The sequence below is a fragment of the Bradyrhizobium glycinis genome, from assembly GCF_016031655.1.
Lineage (GTDB): Bacteria > Pseudomonadota > Alphaproteobacteria > Rhizobiales > Xanthobacteraceae > Bradyrhizobium > Bradyrhizobium glycinis.
On record NZ_JACCHQ010000001.1, the window covers coordinates 129,884 to 146,710 of the forward strand.

Sequence of the window (16,827 nt, forward strand, 5' to 3'; positions counted from 1 at the left end):
CCGATGCGCCGGATGATGGCCGCGTTCGTCGCCTTGCTGCTGCTGGCTTTGCCGGCGGCCCACGCCGTGCAGCCCGACGAGATCATGTCGGATCCGGTGAAGGAATCGCGCGCGCGCGAATTGTCGCGCGAGCTTCGCTGCATGGTCTGCCAGAACCAGTCGATCGACGATTCCGATGCGCCGCTGGCACGCGATCTCAGGCTGCTGGTGCGCGAGCGCATCGCGGCCGGCGACAGCAATGCGCAGGTGCTCGATTTCCTGGTGGCGCGCTACGGCGAGTTCGTGCTGCTCAAACCGCGCTTCGAGCGGCAGACCGTGCTGCTGTGGCTGCTCGGGCCGGTGCTGCTGATCGGCGGCGGCCTGGCGCTGTGGCTGCAAATCCGCCGCCGCTCGCGAAGTGGTGTGGATGTACCAGCGCCGCCGCTCACGCCCGACGAACAGGCGCGGCTCGCGGCATTGATGTCGGACGAACCCAAATCGCCCTGAAGGCAATCGTTCTGAAACCGTCGAGCTACGTGGTGCCGCGCAGTCCGCGGCAGCGGCTGCGTGGTTCATGCTAAATTGACCTTTGTCTGGAAGCTTGTCGCGAGATTGATTCCAGCTCCTGAGTCCCCCGATGTTCGCGAACAGCAATCTGACGATCCGCTTCCTGGTCGGCGCCGTCGTCGCTGCGTTATTGTTCCTCCTTGGCATCGGAGGCGGCACCGGCTTCATCGCGGTGCTCTATCTCAACAACGAGATCACCAGCCTGTCCTCGGACTTCGCCGCGCTGAGCGGCCCGGCGCGCGACCATGCCATGCAGATCTACCAGCAGGCGCAGACCGCGTTTTCTTATTTCCTGGTCGCCTGCGGCGTGATCGCCGTCGTCGCTTTCGCGATCTGCTTCACTACCTGGTTCGCCGTGCGCAACGGCATCCTCAATCCCCTCGCGGCCATCGTGCATGCCATGCGCGAGGTTGCCGACCAGAAGTTCGACACGTCCGTTCCGGGGCTCGGCCGCACCAACGAGATCGGCCTGCTTGCCGGTGCGCTGGAGGTGTTCAAGACTAACGGCATCGAGCGGCGCCGCCTCTCCGAGCAGCAGCTGCATGAAGCGCAGCATCAGGCCGAGCGGTCGAAATTCCTCGACGACCGGATCAAGCGCTTCAACGATCTCGTCGCCAGTGTCGTCGCTAGCGTCGCGTCATCGGCCGTGCATCTGAAGACAAACGCGGAGACGCTGTCGCGCACTGCCAACGACACCAGCACCAAGGCCAATGCGGTCGCGAGCGCGGCTAGCCAGGCCAGCGCCAGCGTGCAGACGGTCGCAGGGTCTGCCGAGGCGATGACGAATTCGATCGGCACGATCAGCCGCCGCGTCACGGACGCGACCCAGCGCGCCGAAGGCGCTGCAAGCCAGGCGGAGAAGAGCCGCGATACCATTCACACGCTGTCGGATGCCGCCGAAAAGATCGGCGAGGTCGTCCAGCTCGTGCAGGCGATCGCATCGCAGACCAATCTCCTGGCGCTCAACGCCACCATCGAGGCGGCACGGGCCGGCGAAGCGGGCAAGGGGTTTGCGGTGGTCGCCTCGGAAGTGAAGAATCTTGCGCATCAGACCAGCAAGGCGACGGAGGAGATCACCTCCCAGGTCGCCAGCATTCAGGGCATCACCGCGGAGACCCGCGGCGCGATCGACGGCATTTCGCGGACGTTGTCAGAGATCTCGTCCATCATGTCGGGCATCGAGATCGACACCGCCCAGCAGCGCAACGCCACGCAGGAGATCACGCGCAGCGCCCAGGATGCCGCGCGCGGAACCCTCGACGTCTCCAACCATATCGTCCAGATCACCTCCACCTCGGCCGAGACCGGCCGCATGGCCGCCGAGGCCAGGGATTCGGCGGTCGATCTGTCGCGGCAGGCCGAGACTTTGAAGCGCGAAGTCGAGGAGTTCATCGTCAGTGTCAGGGCGAGCTGACGGCCAGAATTCGCGCCCGCCGCCTTGTTGGGGGACTCGATTAAGTTCCTGTACAGCAACGATTTTCAGCCTGTGCTAAACTGCCGCATCTGCCTCCGCACTTCATTACGAAAGTTTAACCCCGCCGCCAGCGCGCGGTAAGGCGGGAGTCCCCATCTTCAGGTCCGCAAGGTGCCGACATCCGGCACCAAAAGGAATTCAAGGCCCTGGAGATTTCTGCATGACCGACCGCATCGACCTTTCGAACCTCCCGTCCTACCGGCAGCCGCGCCGGTCGGTGTTTTCCGCGCGCAAGCTTGCGCTGATGGCTTCGGTCGTCGCCGGTCTCGGCGCGGCCGTCTATGGTTTCAGCCCGTCCACCTCGCCGGCCGACCTGTTCTCGAGCCCGGCGCATGCGCAGGTCAACAACGAGGTCCGCAAAGTCGAGCGTCCCATCGGCTTCGCCGACATCGTCGAGCGCGTGAAGCCGTCGGTGATCTCGGTCAAGGTCAACATCAAGGAGAAGACCGCGAGCAACGATGACGGCGACGATTCCACCTCACCGTTCCAGCCGGGCTCGCCGATGGAGCGTTTCTTCCGCCGCTTCGGCGGTCCGGAGGGCATCCCCGGCCTGAAGGGCGGTCGTGGCCGCGTCGTGCAGGGGCAGGGCTCCGGCTTCTTCATTTCGGCTGACGGCTACGCCGTGACCAATAACCACGTGGTCAACGGCGCCGACAAGGTCGAGGTCACCACCGACGACGGTAAGACCTACACCGCCAAGGTGATCGGCACCGACCAGCGCACCGACCTCGCGCTGATCAAGGTCGAAGGCAGCACGAACTTCCCGTTCGCCAAGCTCGCCGACAGCAAACCGCGGATCGGGGACTGGGTGCTCGCGGTCGGCAATCCCTTCGGTCTCGGCGGCACCGTGACCGCGGGCATCGTCTCGGCGAGCGGCCGCGACATCGGCAACGGCCCGTATGACGATTTCATCCAGATCGACGCGCCCGTGAACAAGGGTAATTCCGGCGGTCCGGCCTTCGACACCAACGGCGAGGTGATGGGCGTCAACACCGCGATCTACTCGCCCTCCGGCGGCAGCGTCGGCATCGCGTTCTCGATCCCGGCCAACACCGTCAAGAGCGTGGTTGCGCAGCTCAAGGACAAGGGCTCGGTCAGCCGCGGCTGGATCGGCGTCCAGATCCAGCCCGTCACCTCCGACATCGCCGACAGCCTCGGCATGAAGAAGGCCGAAGGCGCGCTGGTGGCGGAGCCGCAGGCGAACGGTCCGGCCGCGAAGGCAGGCATCGAGTCCGGCGACGTGATCACCGCGGTCAACGGCGAGCCCGTCAAGGACGCCCGCGAGCTCGCCCGCACCATCGGCGGCATGGCCCCTGGCGCGACCGTGAAGCTCAACGTGCTGCACAAGGGCCAGGACAAGGTCATCAACCTGACCCTCGGCCAGTTGCCGAACACGGTCGAGGCCAAGGCCGACACCGACACCGGCAAGGGCGCCAGCAAGGGCACCGACGTGCCCAAGCTCGGCATGACGGTTGCGCCCGCCAATACCGTGGCCGGCGCCGGCAAGGAAGGCGTCGTGGTCACCGAGGTCGATCCGAAGAGCGCCGCGGCCGAACGCGGCTTCAAGGAAGGCGACGTGATCCTCGAGGTCGGCGGCAAGAGCGTGGCGACCGCCGGCGAAGTCCGCGACGCCATCAACGCGGCGCGGACCGACAACAAGAACAGCGTCCTGATGCGCGTGAAGAGCGGCGGCCAGTCGCGCTTCGTCGCGGTGCCCCTCGCCAAGGGCTGAGGCCTTCAGGAGGCCTACGAGATGAAGGGTATCGTCGGCATCAGTCGCCCCCGCCGCCGGTGCCCTTCGGGGAAGCAGCGCAACGCTGGCTTCCCTCATCAACCTTCCGATGGAATTACGCCCCCCTCCGTCGGAAGGCCTAGGGCGGTGAGGTCCCCCCAGCTTCACCGCCCGCCTTTTTCCCGCTTCGAGCCTCTCCTGCTCGGCTTGCATGCGGTTGCCGCTCGCGCCATGTTTAGAGAAGGTTGACCTCCTTGACCGCCGCCGAACGCACGATGCGCCTCCTCATCATCGAAGACGACCGCGAATCCGCCGACTACCTCGCCAAGGCGTTTCGCGAAGTCGGACACATCGCCGACCACGCCGCTGACGGCGAGGAAGGCCTCGCCATGGCCGAGAGCGGCGAGTACGACGTGCTGGTGGTCGACCGCATGCTGCCCAAGCGCGACGGCCTGTCGCTGATCGGCGCATTGCGCGACAAGGGCAACACGACGCCGGTGCTGATTCTCTCCGCGCTCGGGCAGGTCGATGACCGCATCAAGGGTCTGCGCGCCGGCGGCGACGATTATCTGCCGAAACCCTATTCCTTCGCCGAGCTGCTGGCCCGCGTCGAAGTGCTGTCGCGCCGCCGCGGCGGTCCCGCCGAGGAGACGCTTTATCGCGTCGGCGATCTCGAGCTCGACCGGCTCTCGCATCGCGTCGCCCGCGGCAAGGACGAGCTGACGCTGCAGCCGCGCGAATTCCGCCTGCTCGAATACCTGATGAAGCACGCCGGCCAGGTGGTGACGCGGACCATGCTGCTGGAGAACGTCTGGGACTATCATTTCGATCCGCAGACCAACGTCATCGACGTGCACATCTCGCGGCTCCGCTCCAAGATCGACAAGGGCTTCGAGCGCCCGCTGCTGCACACGATCCGCGGCGCCGGATACATGATCCGTGACGGCATTCGGTAAACTCGTCCGCACCACGGCGTTCCGGCTGACGCTGGTCTATCTGCTGCTGTTCGCGATGTTCGCGGCCTCGCTGCTGGCCTATTTCGCCTGGAATACGCGGCGGCTGATCACCGAGGAGATCACGCAGACCGTCAACGCCGAGACCTCGGAGATCAACGAGATCTACGACCGCGGCGGCATGGTTCGCCTGGTGCGCACGATCGAGTATCGGGCTCTGCGGCCGGGCGCCAACCTCTATCTCGTGACCACGCCGACGGGCCAGGCGATCGCCGGCAATGTCGGCTCGCTGGCGCCGGGCGTGATGGCGACGCGCGGCTGGTCGGAGACGGCCTACCGACGGATCGAGGACAGCGATGACCGCGATCATCGCGCGCTCGTTCGCGTCACCGAATTGGAGAACGGCTTCCGGCTTCTGATCGGCCGCGACCTTGCCGAGCGGCGGCGCCTGTTCGGCATCGTCGCCAAGGCGGCGCAGTTTTCGGTCCTGATCGTCGTCGTGCTCGGCCTCGGCGGCGGCATCTTCGTCGCGCGGCGGGTGCTGAGGCGTATCGACGCGATGACCGGCACGGCGCAGCGGATCATGACCGGCGATCTCAGCGAGCGCCTGCCCGTGGGGCGCAGCGGCGACGAGATCGATCGCCTCGCCGAGAACCTTAACGCCATGCTCGAGCGGATCGAGGCGCTGATGGCGGGGCTGAAGGAGGTTTCCGACAACATTGCCCACGACCTCAAGACGCCGCTGACGCGGCTGCGCAATCGCGCCGAAGAGGCGCTGGCGAAATCGGGCTGCGAGGCGGATTATCGCGCCGCGCTGGAGCGGACCATCGAGGAATCCGACGGGCTGATCCGGACTTTCAACGCGCTGCTGATGATCGCGCGCGCGGAATCCGGACAGGCGCGCGGCAACATGGACGACTTCGATGCCGCGGAGGTCGCGGAGGGCATCCACGAGCTCTACGAGCCGCTCGCCGAGGACGACGGCATGACCCTGAAGGTCAAGTGCGAGCCGACGCCGGTTCATGCCAATCGCGAGCTGATCAGCCAGGCGCTCGCCAATCTTGTCGAGAACGCGATCAAATACGGCAAGCCCGCGGGAACCGTGGTCAGCATGGACGCGAGGCAAATCACGATCGAGGCGAGGCGCGACGGCGACCAGGTGCTGCTCAGCGTCACCGATCGCGGCCCCGGCATCCCCGAAGCCGACCGCAAGCACGTCATCGAGCGCTTCGTGCGGCTGGAGGCCAGCCGCACGCTGCCGGGCTCGGGCCTCGGTCTCAGCCTCGCCTCGGCGGTGGCGACGTTGCACGGCGGCGAATTGCGCTTGGGCGATGCCCATCCCGGCCTCGTCGCCACGCTCGTGCTGCCGGCGCGCGCGGGTGCCGGCGACAGGGTTGCTCCGCCAATACCGGATGTGCCACAGAAGGTGGCATGAACCACTCCGCGCCGGGAAACGCGGACAAGCATGGTGAGAGGCTGGCCGCACGCTTCGCGGAGGCTCCCCATATTGCCGCTTCCACAACCGATCAACGCCGTTTCGAAAGCTGGCTGGCCGAGCTCGAGCCGGCGCAATCGGCCCGTCTCGAAACGCACCTCCGCCATCCCTTCGCCCGCGACATCCTGACCGGGATTGCGGAATTCTCGCCCTATCTGTTCGAACTGGTGCGCGCCGATGCCTTGCGCCTGATCCGGCTGCTCGAATGCGATCCGGATGCGCATCTGACGGCGCTGATCGCGGAGGCACGCGGCGCGGTGCTCGCGGCCTCGGATGAGGCCGAGGTGATGCGGCAGCTCCGCCGCATGAAGGCGGAAGCTGCGCTCCTGATCGCGCTGTGCGACATCGGCGGTGTCTGGCCGGTGATGCGGGTGACGGCGGCGCTGACCGACGTCGCGGTGTCCTCGGTGCGGGCGGCGCTGCAATATCTGCTGCGGCAGGAAGCCGCACGCGGCAAGCTCTCACCGCCCAATCCCGAGGCACCGGAAGAGGGCTGCGGGCTGATCGTGCTCGCGATGGGCAAGATGGGCGCGGGCGAGCTGAACTATTCCAGCGATATCGATCTCATCGTGTTCTTCGATCCCAATGCCACGACCCTCGCGCCCGATATCGAGCCGCAGCCGTTCTTCGTCCGCGTGACGCAGGGCGTGGCGCGCATCCTGCAGCAGCGGACCTATGACGGTTACGTCTTCCGGGTCGATCTGCGCCTGCGGCCCGATCCGTCCTCGACGCAGGTGGCGATCTCGCGGGACGCCGCGCTGAACTATTACGAGCGGGAAGGGCGCACCTGGGAGCGCGCCGCGATGATCAAGGCGCGGACCTGTGCCGGCGATTTCAGGGCGGGCGAGGCCTTGCTCGCCGAGATCGCGCCGTTCGTCTGGCGCAAGCATCTCGACTTTGCCGCACTCGCCGACGTGCACGACATGAAGCGGCAGATGCAGACCTATCGCGGTCAGAGCGAGGTTTCGGTCGAGGGCCACAACGTCAAGGTCGGACGCGGCGGCATTCGCGAGATCGAGTTCTTCGCGCAGACCCAGCAATTGATCGCGGGCGGCCGCCATCCGGAATTGCGGGTGCGGCCGACGCTGAGGGCGCTCGACATACTCGCGTCCCGCAACTGGATCACTGTGGCGGCACGCGACGAGCTGACGACCGCCTACGAATTCCTGCGCCGGGTCGAGCATCGCCTGCAGATGATCGCCGACGAGCAAACCCACACGCTGCCGGAGGACAAGCAAGCGGTCGAGCGCTTTGCGTGGTTCTTCGGCTATCGGACTCGCGAGGCCTTTGCGCGCGATCTCTTGCACCAGCTCCAGATCGTCCAGGGCCATTACGAAAAACTGTTCGAGGGCGATGACCCCACCGGCACGGCCAAGCTGCCGGCGCTGGACTACGGCGCGGGCCCCGACGATCCGCGCCTGCTGCAGCACCTCGCGACGCTCGGCTTCAAGAAGCCCGCGGCGGTCGCGCAGACCGTGCACGACTGGATCACCGGCGACTACCGCGTCTTCCGCGTTGAGGCGACGCGAAGCGCCTTCGTCGAGTTCGTGCCGGCCTTGATCGACGGCCTTGCCCATGCCGAAGAGCCGGATCGCGCCGTCGTTTCGTTCGATCATTTCCTCGGCGCGCTGCAGCGGGGCGGCCGGCTGATCACGCTGCTCGGCCAGAACCGCGATCTCGTCGCGCTGGTGGCGCTGGTGCTGGGAGCCGCGCCGCGGCTCGGCGACATGCTGGCGCGGCAGCCCCAGCTGATGGATGGCCTGATCGATCCGCGCTTCTTCGGGGCCATGCCCGACAGGCAGGAATTGTCCGGGCGGTTAGCTGCCACCGTGCAGGATGCCGGCTCATACGAGGAGTTCCTCGATCGCCTGCGCCTGTTCGGACAGGAGAGCCTGTTCCTGATCGGCACGCGCATCCTCTCGGGCACCGTCTCGGCGCAGCAGGCGAGCACGGCCTTCGCCGACGTCGCGGAGGGAATCGTCCATACCGTGCATGGCCTCGTTGCCGATCGCTTCGCCGCCCAGCACGGCCGCATCAAGGGGCAGCAGACCGCGATCGTCGCGATGGGCCGGCTCGGCAGCCGCGAGATGACGGCCTCGTCCGATCTCGACCTGATCCTGCTCTACGATTTCGACGGCGATAGTCCGGACTCTGACGGGGTGAAATCGCTTCACGGCGCGCACTATTTCGCCCGCTTCACCCAGCGCCTGATCAGCGCCTTCACGACCCGCACCAATTACGGCGTGCTCTATGAGATCGACATGCGGCTGCGGCCCTCGGGACGCGCGGGTCCGGTGGCCTCGAGCCTCGTCTCGTTCGCGGACTATCAGGCCAACGAGGCCTGGACCTGGGAGCATATGGCGCTGACGCGCGCGCGCGTGGTCTCGGCTTCGCCCGAATTCCGGGAGCGGATCGAGCGCGTCATCCGCGATGTCCTTACTCGCCGCCGCGATCCCGCCATCACCGCCAACGATGTCGCCGACATGCGGCGCGCGATCGCGCAGGAGAAGGGCGAGGGCGATTGCTGGGATCTCAAGCATGCCGCCGGTGGCATGGTCGATATCGACTTCATCGCGCAATATCTGCAGCTCGTGCATGCGCACGACAAGCCCGAGATTCTCGACGTCAGCACCATGCAGGTGCTGGAGAATGCCTGCAGGATCGGCGTGCTCGCGCAATCGGAGACGGAGATCTTGCGGGCCGCGGCGCGGCTCTATCACGATTTGACGCAGATCCTGCGGCTCTGCGTCAGCGAGCGCTTCAAGCCGGAAACCGCCGGCACCGACCTGCAGCGCGTCATGGCGCGTGCCGGCGACGCTCCGGATTTCTCCTCGCTGGAGGCGCGGGTGAAGGAGACGCAGAGCGAGGTGCGGCGGGTGTTCAGGGCGCTGCTGGAAGGGTCGTCGTCCGCTTCAGCGCGGTAATGGCCTCGCGCACATCAGGCTCATTGTACTGGCTGAGGATGCGGCCGGTGGTGAGCAACAGGGGAAAGCGCAGATCGATTTGCGGCCCCAATCGATCGATATGGATTGGTAATGAAAGTTGGATCGGGAGCCGGTTTTTGCGTGTTGGTGCAGGCCCGGCGTGCTAACTTGCGTGCCACGATGGAATTCGAGGGGACGGCCGGTTGATCGACAAGCTTGAGCTATTGCTGGCGCTGGCGAAGGAGCGGCATTTCGGGCGCGCGGCCGAGGCGTGCGGCGTGACGCAGCCGACGATGTCGACCGGGCTGAAGCAGCTCGAGGAGATTCTCGGCGTGATGCTGGTCCAGCGTGGCTCGCGCTTTCAGGGATTTACCCCCGAAGGCGAGCGGGCGCTCGACTGGGCGCGGCGGATCGTGGGCGATGCCCGCGCGATGCGCGACGAGATCAACGGGCTGAAGCATCAGCTCTCCGGAGAGATCCGCATCGCGGCGATCCCGACCGTGCTCGGCATGGTCGCCGCGCTGACGACGCCGTTCCGTGCCCGGCATCCCGAGGTGCGCTTCCGCATCCAGTCCACCACCTCGTCCGAGGTGTTGGGGCTGCTCGAAAATCTCGAGGTCGATGCGGGGCTGACCTATATCGAGAACGAGCCGATCGGCAAGGTGCGCACCATTCCGCTCTACAACGAGAGCTATCGCCTGCTCACCGCGCCGGACGCGATGTTCGGTGACCGCGAGACGGTGACCTGGACCGAGGTCGGGCAGGTGCCGCTGTGCCTCTTGACGCCCGACATGCAAAACCGCCGCATCATCGACCGCGCGCTGCGATCTGTCGGCGCGGAGGCGACGCCGACATTGACCTCGAACTCGCTGCTGGTGCTGTTCACGCACGTCAAGACCGGGCGCTGGGCCAGCGTGATGCCGGCCAAGCTCGCCGAGACGCTCGGCCTGTCCGACACCGTCCGCTCGATACCGATCGTCGATCCCGAGGTCAATTACAGCATCGGCCTGGTGATCCCGCAGCGCGATCCCATGACGCCGCTGATCGCAGCTTTGGTCAACGTCGCGCGCGAAGTCGCGCCGACGCTGCAATCGTAGGGGCCATAGCGTTTCGAGCGAGGCTCCAGAGCATGATGAGATCAGGTTCGGATGCAGCAACGAGGGAGGTGCGCTCCCTCCCCCGCTTGCGGGGGAGGGTTGGGGAGAGGGTGTCTCCGCAATCGAGAACCCCCAAGAGGAGAGAGCCCTCACCCGGCGCGCTGCGCCGACCTCTCCCGCAAGCGGGAGAGGTGCACCGAGCCTGCGGCCACCTGACTCAACCTGAGCCTATTCCTCTTTAGGCCGCCGCCGAAACTCTCGCCGCCTTGATCGCGTCGCGCGGCAGGGTCACGCGCACAACCGTGCCGACGTCGATCTTCGAGCGCAGGCGCATCGAGCCGCCGTGGAGCTGCGCCAGCGAGCGGGCGATGGCAAGGCCGAGGCCCGAGCCGTGATAGGTCTTGGTGAGCTGGCTCTCGACCTGCTCGAAGGGGCGCCCGAGCCGCGCCAGGGAATGCGGCGCGATGCCGATGCCGGTGTCGGCGATCATCAGCACGATCCTGTCGTCGAGCTGCCGACTGCGCACCACGACGCGTCCGCCGTCCGGCGTGAACTTCACGGCGTTGGAGAGCAGGTTGACGATGATCTGCTTGGTGGCGCGGCGGTCTGCGACGACGGAGATGGATTTCGCGATGTCGGCATCGAGCGTCAGGTGCTTGTCCTGGGCACGGCCGGTGACGACCCGCAAGGATTCCGCCAGCGTCTGCGACAGGTCGAGCTCTTCCATATCGAGCTTCATGCGACCGGCCTCGATCTTGGACATGTCGAGGATGTCGTTGATGACCTCGAGCAGGTAATGGCCGCTGGTCAGGATGTCCTGGCAGTATTCCTGGTACTTCTCGCTACCGAGCTCGCCGAACATGCCCGAGCCCATGATCTCGGAAAAGCCGATGATGGCATTGAGCGGCGTGCGCAGCTCGTGGCTCATGTTGGCGAGGAATTTCGACTTGGTCTGATTGGCTTCCTCGGCGCGGGTCTTCTCGCGCTGGTACTTCTCGGCGAGGTCGGCGAGCTCGACGGCCTGGCGCTCCAGCGCGGCCTGCGAGCGCTTGAGGTCGATGACGGTGGCGCGCAGGCGCAGATCGTTGTCGACCAGCTTCTGCTCGTGCTCCTTGATGCGGGTGATGTCGGTGCCGACCGAGACGTAGCCGCCGTCCTTGGTGCGGCGCTCGCTGATGTGCAGCCAGCTGCCGTCGTCGAGCTGCGCCTCGAAGGTGCGCGCGCCCGGGCCTTGTGCCGCGGTCTCGTTGTGGCGGGTGCGCACCTCCGGCATGCGGCCGACCTCGAGCACGGTCTCGTAGGAGGTGCCGGGGATGACCGCGGTGTCGGGCAGCTTGTGCAGGCGCTGGAAGTGCGAGTTGCAGAGCACCAGGCGGTCGCTCGCATCCCACAGCACGAAGGCCTCCGGAATGGTCTCGATCGCGTCGCGCAGGCGAAGGTCGGCTTCCACGGTCTTTTCGGCAAGGCTCTTCTGCTCGGTGATGTCGACGGCGATCCCGATCAGGTGCACGCTGGAATCGGTCGCCCCGCGCGTCTTTTCGCAGCGGACGCGGAGCCAGATCCAGTGACCGTCGACATGCTGCATGCGGAAGGTCTGGTCGATGTGGTCGATCTTCTCGGAGATGAGCTGGTCGGCGATCGCGAACAGGTCGATGTCGTCGGACTTCACCAGCGCGTTGACCTCGCCGAAGGTGAGGAGCTCGTGACGGCCGTCGAGGCCGAGCATCGAGAACATCGACTGCGACCAGAAGATCCGGCCGCGCGACAGGTCCCAGTCCCACAGCCCGCAGCGGCCGCGGTTGAGCGCGGTGTCGATGCGGCCGCGCACCGCGTCGTTGATGAGATCGCCTTCGCGGGCGCGGGTCGACTGCCAGTGGAAGGCGAAGCCCAGGATTAGGACGACGAAGCCCGTGGTCGCCGACAGCGTCACCGAGAGCGCGGCGTCCGAGCCCCAGATCGGCTCGTTGCGCTCCTGGATCACGGTGACGAAGCCGGGCAGCGACTTGATCTGCCGCGAGGTCGCCATCGCCGCGTTGCCGCTCGGCAGCGTCATGTCGGCGATGTCGCCGTCGCGTGGCGGCGCCGCGATCAGCTGTGCGGTGGTGATCGCATCGAGCAGGCGATCATTGCCTGAGGGGTCGCTGTCGGCCGGGATGCGGGCGAGGATGCGGCGGTCGATGCCGGCGGAGGTGACGATGACGTGGCGGCCCGAGGCCGTGGCCCAGGACGGAATGAGATCGGGCAGCAGCGTCGGCAGGCTCTCGATGGTCTTGAGCCGCTCCTGCCGAACCGAGGTGAGGCGATCGATGCGCTCGGCGAGCAGGTCGGCGAGGGCCGAAATGTCGTGGCGGATCACCAGCCGCTTCTGGCGCGTCTGATCGACCACCTGCACGAAGGCACCGAGGCAGATCGTGATCAGGAAGGCGATGATGAGAGTCGGCACTGCGCGACGAAGCGCTGGCTCCGCGATCAGGAGCCGGTGATAGGCAGGTTTCGCGATCGATTGCGCCAATCCCTTGATCGAATCGGATTGGACGCACGCGTTCGCGGCGTCTGCACGCGACATGCCTTCGGCCCCCTGAAAACCAGCTTGCAACTGAGGTCCGGAAGCAGCCCCACATCGCTTCCGAATCACACCGATTTGAATCCAGTTTTCGCGGGCTGTCGAGAGTCAACGAATCGTTAACGCGAAATTATTCTTATCCAACGCGCAGTTTGTGCATCGCGCGTCCTCAAACGCACGGGTGCAACGAGTCCGAAACGAGAACGTGTGACTCGCCGCGCATTCTTCATCACGCGCGCGGCGGCTCGGCGTGGCTGATGACGCGCTTCACACTCGGGAACGCGCGCCGCAAGGCGCGCTCGATCGCGTCGACATGCTCGTGCACCTTGATCACGCTCATCGAGGGTGTTGCGCGGCAGTGGAAGTTGACGATCTCGCCGGCGTCGGTGTTGCGGACCCGCACATTGTGGATGTCGTGGATCTCGCTGCCGGCGGCATATTCCGTCAGCGCGGCGGCGATGGTCCGCACCCGGTCCGGCGTAGCATCGACCCCGAACGGAAGTTCCGGTTCCAGCGGCTCGATGTGAACGTCGACCTCGACGTCCTCGCCGAACTCCTCCTGGATGTTGCGCTCCAGCGTGTTGGCGATGTCGTGCGCGGCCTCGAGCTGCATGTTGGCATCGACCTCGAGGTCGATGCCGACGATCAGCTTGGCGCCGAGATCGTGCACCGTGACGTGGTGGACGGCGAGCCCGGAATTGCGCGCGATCACCATGATGCGGTCGCGCACCGTCTCGTTGTCGCGCGCGACGGGCACTGCTGCGAAGGTAAGGTCGGCATCGCCGAAAGCCTTGGCGACGGCGGCCTGCGCGTTGCGCTTGATGTCCTCGACCCGGTCGATGGGATAGGTTCGCGGCACCTTCGCGATGGCGTCGATGAAGGTGGTCGCTCCGACCATGCGCACGCGCAAGCGTTCGACGTCGATCACGCCGGGCACGCTGCGGATCGCCGCCGTGGCCTTCTCCTGCGCGCCCTCGGGGGCGCGATCGACCAGCGTCTGCACGGTCGATCCGGCCATGCGCAGGCCGAGCGCTGCGATCATCACGGCAACCGCCGCGGCTGCCGCGGTGTCGCCCCACCAGAAGCCGAGCCCAGCCAGGATCAGGCCCACGATCACGGCGCAGGAGCCCATCACGTCCGAGGCGAAATGCAGCGCGTCGGCCGCCAAGGCCTGGCTCCTGGTCTCCCGCGCGGCGCGGTGGAGGGCGCGGGCGCGCCAGAGATTGACGGCGATATCGATCACCAGCACCACGAATGGCACAGCCGAGATGGTTGGCGGCGGGGTTCCCTCGCGCAGCCGGCTATAGGCCTCGACCAGGATGCCGCCGGCGAGCACGTAGAGCAGGGCGGTGACGCCGAGCGCAGAGATGCTTTCCAGCTTGCCGTGGCCGTAATGGTGCTCCTCGTCCGCGGGCTTGTCGGACACCCGCACCACCGCCCAGGTGATGATGGTCGCGACCAGGTCGATTAGGGAATGCAGGGCTTCCGAGATCAGCGCCAGCGAGCCGATCGCGATCCCGACCACGAACTTGGCCGCCGCCATGCCGCCGCTGGCGAAGATCGAGATGGCCGCGACCGAGGTTTTGTCGTGCTGGGAGGTCATGGCGGGGATTTAGCAGCCCCGTGTGGGACATCAAGCGATGATCCACAGCTGCAGTCGCGAGTGAGTTGCAGGAGCGGGGGCTTGACGGGCTGTCATTCCAGGGCGCCGAAGGCGAACGCGGAATCTCGAGATTCTCAGGTGCGCAACTGCGCACCATAGTTCGATGCTTCGCATCGCCCCGGAATGACGGAGAGAGGCCAAGCCGCCCGCCGCCCTACGGCACCGTCACCACAATCTTCCCCAAATGCTTGTTCGCTTCCATGTGCTCGAACGCCTGGTCGATGTCGTCGAACGCGAACACCTTGTCGATCGGCAGTTGCAGCTTGCGCGATTCCACCGCGCCCCAGATGTCCCTGCGGACCTCGGCAAAGATCTCGCGGACCTCCTCGATGGTACGGGTGCGGAAGGTGACGCCGACATAGTCGATGCGGCGAGCCGCGTGCAGGTCGAAATTGAAGTCGGCATGGGTGCCGCCGAGGCGGCCGACATTGACAATGCGGCCCTTGATCTTCGTCGCGGCGAGGTTCTGGTTGGCGACCTTGCCCGAGACCTGGTCGATGACGAGGTCGACGCCTTCGCCATTGGTGGCCTTCAGCACCTCGTCGACCCATTTCGGATCGGAGCTGTCGATGGCGAGGTCGGCGCCGAACTCCTTGAGCCGGCCGCGGCGATAGGCATCGGTGGAAGAGCCGATCACGAGCTTTGCGCCCTTGAGCCGGGCGATCTGCATCGCCATCAGCCCGACGCCGGAGCTCGCGCCCTGCACCAGCACGCTCTGCCCAGCCTGCACCCCGCCGATCGTGACGACGGCGTTGTGCATGGTCGCGAGCGCGACGGGGAGGGTGGCGGCCTCCTCGAAATTCATGTTCGAGGGCGCGTGGAACAGCCGGCCGTGATCGGCCAGCGTATATTCGGCAAATGCCGCACCGCCCGATCCCATGATGCGGTCGCCGACCTTCACGCCCTTCGCGTCGGGACCGAGCTCGGCAACCTCGCCGGCCCATTCCATGCCGAGGACAGTGCCGACGCCGCCTGCCGGGCCATGGGCGTGGCCTTTGCGCATGCCGGTGTCGGCGCGGTTGAGGCCGCAGGCGCGGACGCGGACGAGCACCTGCGTGCCCTTCGGTTTCGGTTGAGCGGCGTCGAAAATCCGAGCGCCTTCAGGGCCGTAGACGTAGGCTTTCATGCAATACTCTCGCGTCTTGCAGTGACTATTCCGCTGCTTCGCGTTGTGGCTGAACGATCATGCCCTCCAGCCGGCTGCGAATGATCGCCTCCGCCTCGCGCACGATGCGGGAGACGAGCTCGGCACAGCTCGGGATGTCCTGGATCAGCCCCTGCACCTGGCCGGCCGACCAGATGCCTTCGTCGGAATTACCGGTGGCATAGACCATCTTGCCGCGGGCGCCTGCGACGAGCTCGCGGATGTCCTCGAACTTGGCGCCTTCCTTCTCCATCGCGACGACCTTGGTCGAGACGGCGTTCTTCGCGACGCGCGAGGTGTTGCGCATGGTGCGGAAGATCAGCTCGGTCTCGCGCTCGTCATTGGCGACGATCTTCTCCTTGATGAGCTGATGGATCGGGCTCTCCTTGGTGGCCATGAAACGGGTGCCCATGTTGATGCCCTCGGCTCCCAGCGCCAGCGCCGCGACGAGGCCGCGGCCATCGGCAAAGCCGCCCGAGGCGATCATCGGGATCTTGATCTTGTTGGCAGCGGCCGGAATCAGGATCAGGCCGGGCGTGTCGTCCTCGCCGGGATGGCCGGCGCATTCGAAGCCATCGATCGAGATGGCGTCGACACCCATGCGTTCGGCCGAGAGCGCGTGACGGACGCTGGTGCATTTGTGCACGACCTTGACGCCGTGCTTCCTGAATTCGTCGACATGCTCCTGCGGCTTGTTGCCGGCGGTCTCGACCACCTTGATGCCGCTCTCGATGATCGCGGCGCGGTATTCGGCATAGGGCGGCGGTTTGATCGCTGGCAAGATGGTGAGGTTGACGCCGAACGGCTTGTCCGTGAGGTCGCGGCAGCGCGCGATCTCCTTGGTGAGATCCTCCGGTGTCGGCTGGGTCAGCGCCGTGATGAAGCCGAGCGCGCCGGCATTGGCGACCGCGGCGACCAGCTCGGCGCGTCCGACCCATTGCATGCCGCCCTGAACGATCGGGTGCTGGACGCCGACGAGTTTGGTGAAGCGTGTCTGCAACATGATCTGTGTCCCCCGCGCCCCGCGTGGCGCTCTGTTCTCCATTGACTGGCCGGGAGGATGCCGCTGGGGGTGGGAAAAGTCTATTGCGCAGCCGTCCGGTCGATCATGCGGAACGCGAGGAGATTCCGTGGGGCGGACTATTGGGGCGCCGCTGTCTCCACATCGTCATTGCGAGCGCAGCGAAGCAATCCAGAGCCTTTCCGCGGAGGGACTCTGGATTGCTTCGTCGCTGC

General features: G+C 66.2%; 11 protein-coding genes. 7 read left to right on the forward strand and 4 right to left on the reverse strand.

From position 1 onward, the window contains the following. The first annotated feature begins 3 nt into the window (after positions 1-3). From HZZ16_RS00605 to HZZ16_RS00635, 7 genes are all read left to right on the forward strand, one after another. Positions 4-486, forward strand: a complete 483-nt coding sequence (locus tag HZZ16_RS00605; protein WP_197946476.1) for a cytochrome c-type biogenesis protein — start codon at positions 4-6, stop codon at positions 484-486. A gap of 130 nt (positions 487-616) precedes the next feature. Then, positions 617-1,960: a methyl-accepting chemotaxis protein gene (locus tag HZZ16_RS00610; RefSeq protein ID WP_197946477.1), complete on the forward strand. Its 1,344-nt coding sequence runs from the start codon at positions 617-619 to the stop codon at positions 1,958-1,960. A 220-nt stretch (positions 1,961-2,180) separates the two neighbouring features. Then, entirely contained in the window at positions 2,181-3,752 is a 1,572-nt protein-coding gene (locus HZZ16_RS00615; protein ID WP_197946478.1) for a Do family serine endopeptidase, read from the forward strand. Between the two features lie 275 nt (positions 3,753-4,027). Beyond that, positions 4,028-4,708 carry a response regulator transcription factor gene (locus tag HZZ16_RS00620; RefSeq protein ID WP_042336574.1) on the forward strand — a complete coding sequence of 227 codons (681 nt, stop codon included), beginning with the start codon at positions 4,028-4,030 and terminating at the stop codon, positions 4,706-4,708. Next, the gene (locus HZZ16_RS00625) at positions 4,692-6,140 is read left to right on the forward strand and encodes a sensor histidine kinase (protein WP_197946479.1); all 1,449 of its coding nucleotides are present in this window, start codon (positions 4,692-4,694) and stop codon (positions 6,138-6,140) included. Before HZZ16_RS00620 ends, HZZ16_RS00625 begins: the two co-directional genes overlap by 17 nt. Continuing rightward, positions 6,137-9,124, forward strand: a complete 2,988-nt coding sequence (locus tag HZZ16_RS00630; RefSeq protein WP_197946480.1) for a bifunctional [glutamine synthetase] adenylyltransferase/[glutamine synthetase]-adenylyl-L-tyrosine phosphorylase — start codon at positions 6,137-6,139, stop codon at positions 9,122-9,124. Before HZZ16_RS00625 ends, HZZ16_RS00630 begins: the two co-directional genes overlap by 4 nt. A 203-nt stretch (positions 9,125-9,327) precedes the next feature. Further along, on the forward strand, positions 9,328-10,221 hold the full coding sequence (locus HZZ16_RS00635; protein ID WP_197946482.1) for a LysR family transcriptional regulator: 894 nt from the start codon (positions 9,328-9,330) through the stop codon (positions 10,219-10,221). A gap of 238 nt (positions 10,222-10,459) precedes the next feature. On the opposite strand, the gene HZZ16_RS00640 is transcribed toward HZZ16_RS00635, so the two are convergent. The 4 genes from HZZ16_RS00640 to HZZ16_RS00655 all read right to left on the reverse strand — a co-directional run bounded on the left by HZZ16_RS00640 (position 10,460) and on the right by HZZ16_RS00655 (position 16,594). Next, positions 10,460-12,787 (reverse strand): PAS domain-containing sensor histidine kinase, encoded by a 2,328-nt coding sequence (locus HZZ16_RS00640; RefSeq protein ID WP_197946484.1) that lies wholly within the window; start codon positions 12,785-12,787, stop codon positions 10,460-10,462. Between the two features lie 226 nt (positions 12,788-13,013). Then, positions 13,014-14,387: a cation-efflux pump gene (locus tag HZZ16_RS00645; RefSeq protein WP_197946486.1), complete on the reverse strand. Its 1,374-nt coding sequence runs from the start codon at positions 14,385-14,387 to the stop codon at positions 13,014-13,016. Positions 14,388-14,601: 214 nt separating this feature from the next. After that, entirely contained in the window at positions 14,602-15,573 is a 972-nt protein-coding gene (locus tag HZZ16_RS00650; RefSeq protein WP_197946488.1) for a zinc-binding dehydrogenase, read from the reverse strand. A 25-nt stretch (positions 15,574-15,598) separates the two neighbouring features. After that, a complete protein-coding gene (locus HZZ16_RS00655; protein WP_157282488.1) occupies positions 15,599-16,594 on the reverse strand; it encodes an NAD(P)H-dependent flavin oxidoreductase in 996 nt (331 codons plus the stop codon). Between the last annotated feature and the right edge of the window lie 233 nt (positions 16,595-16,827).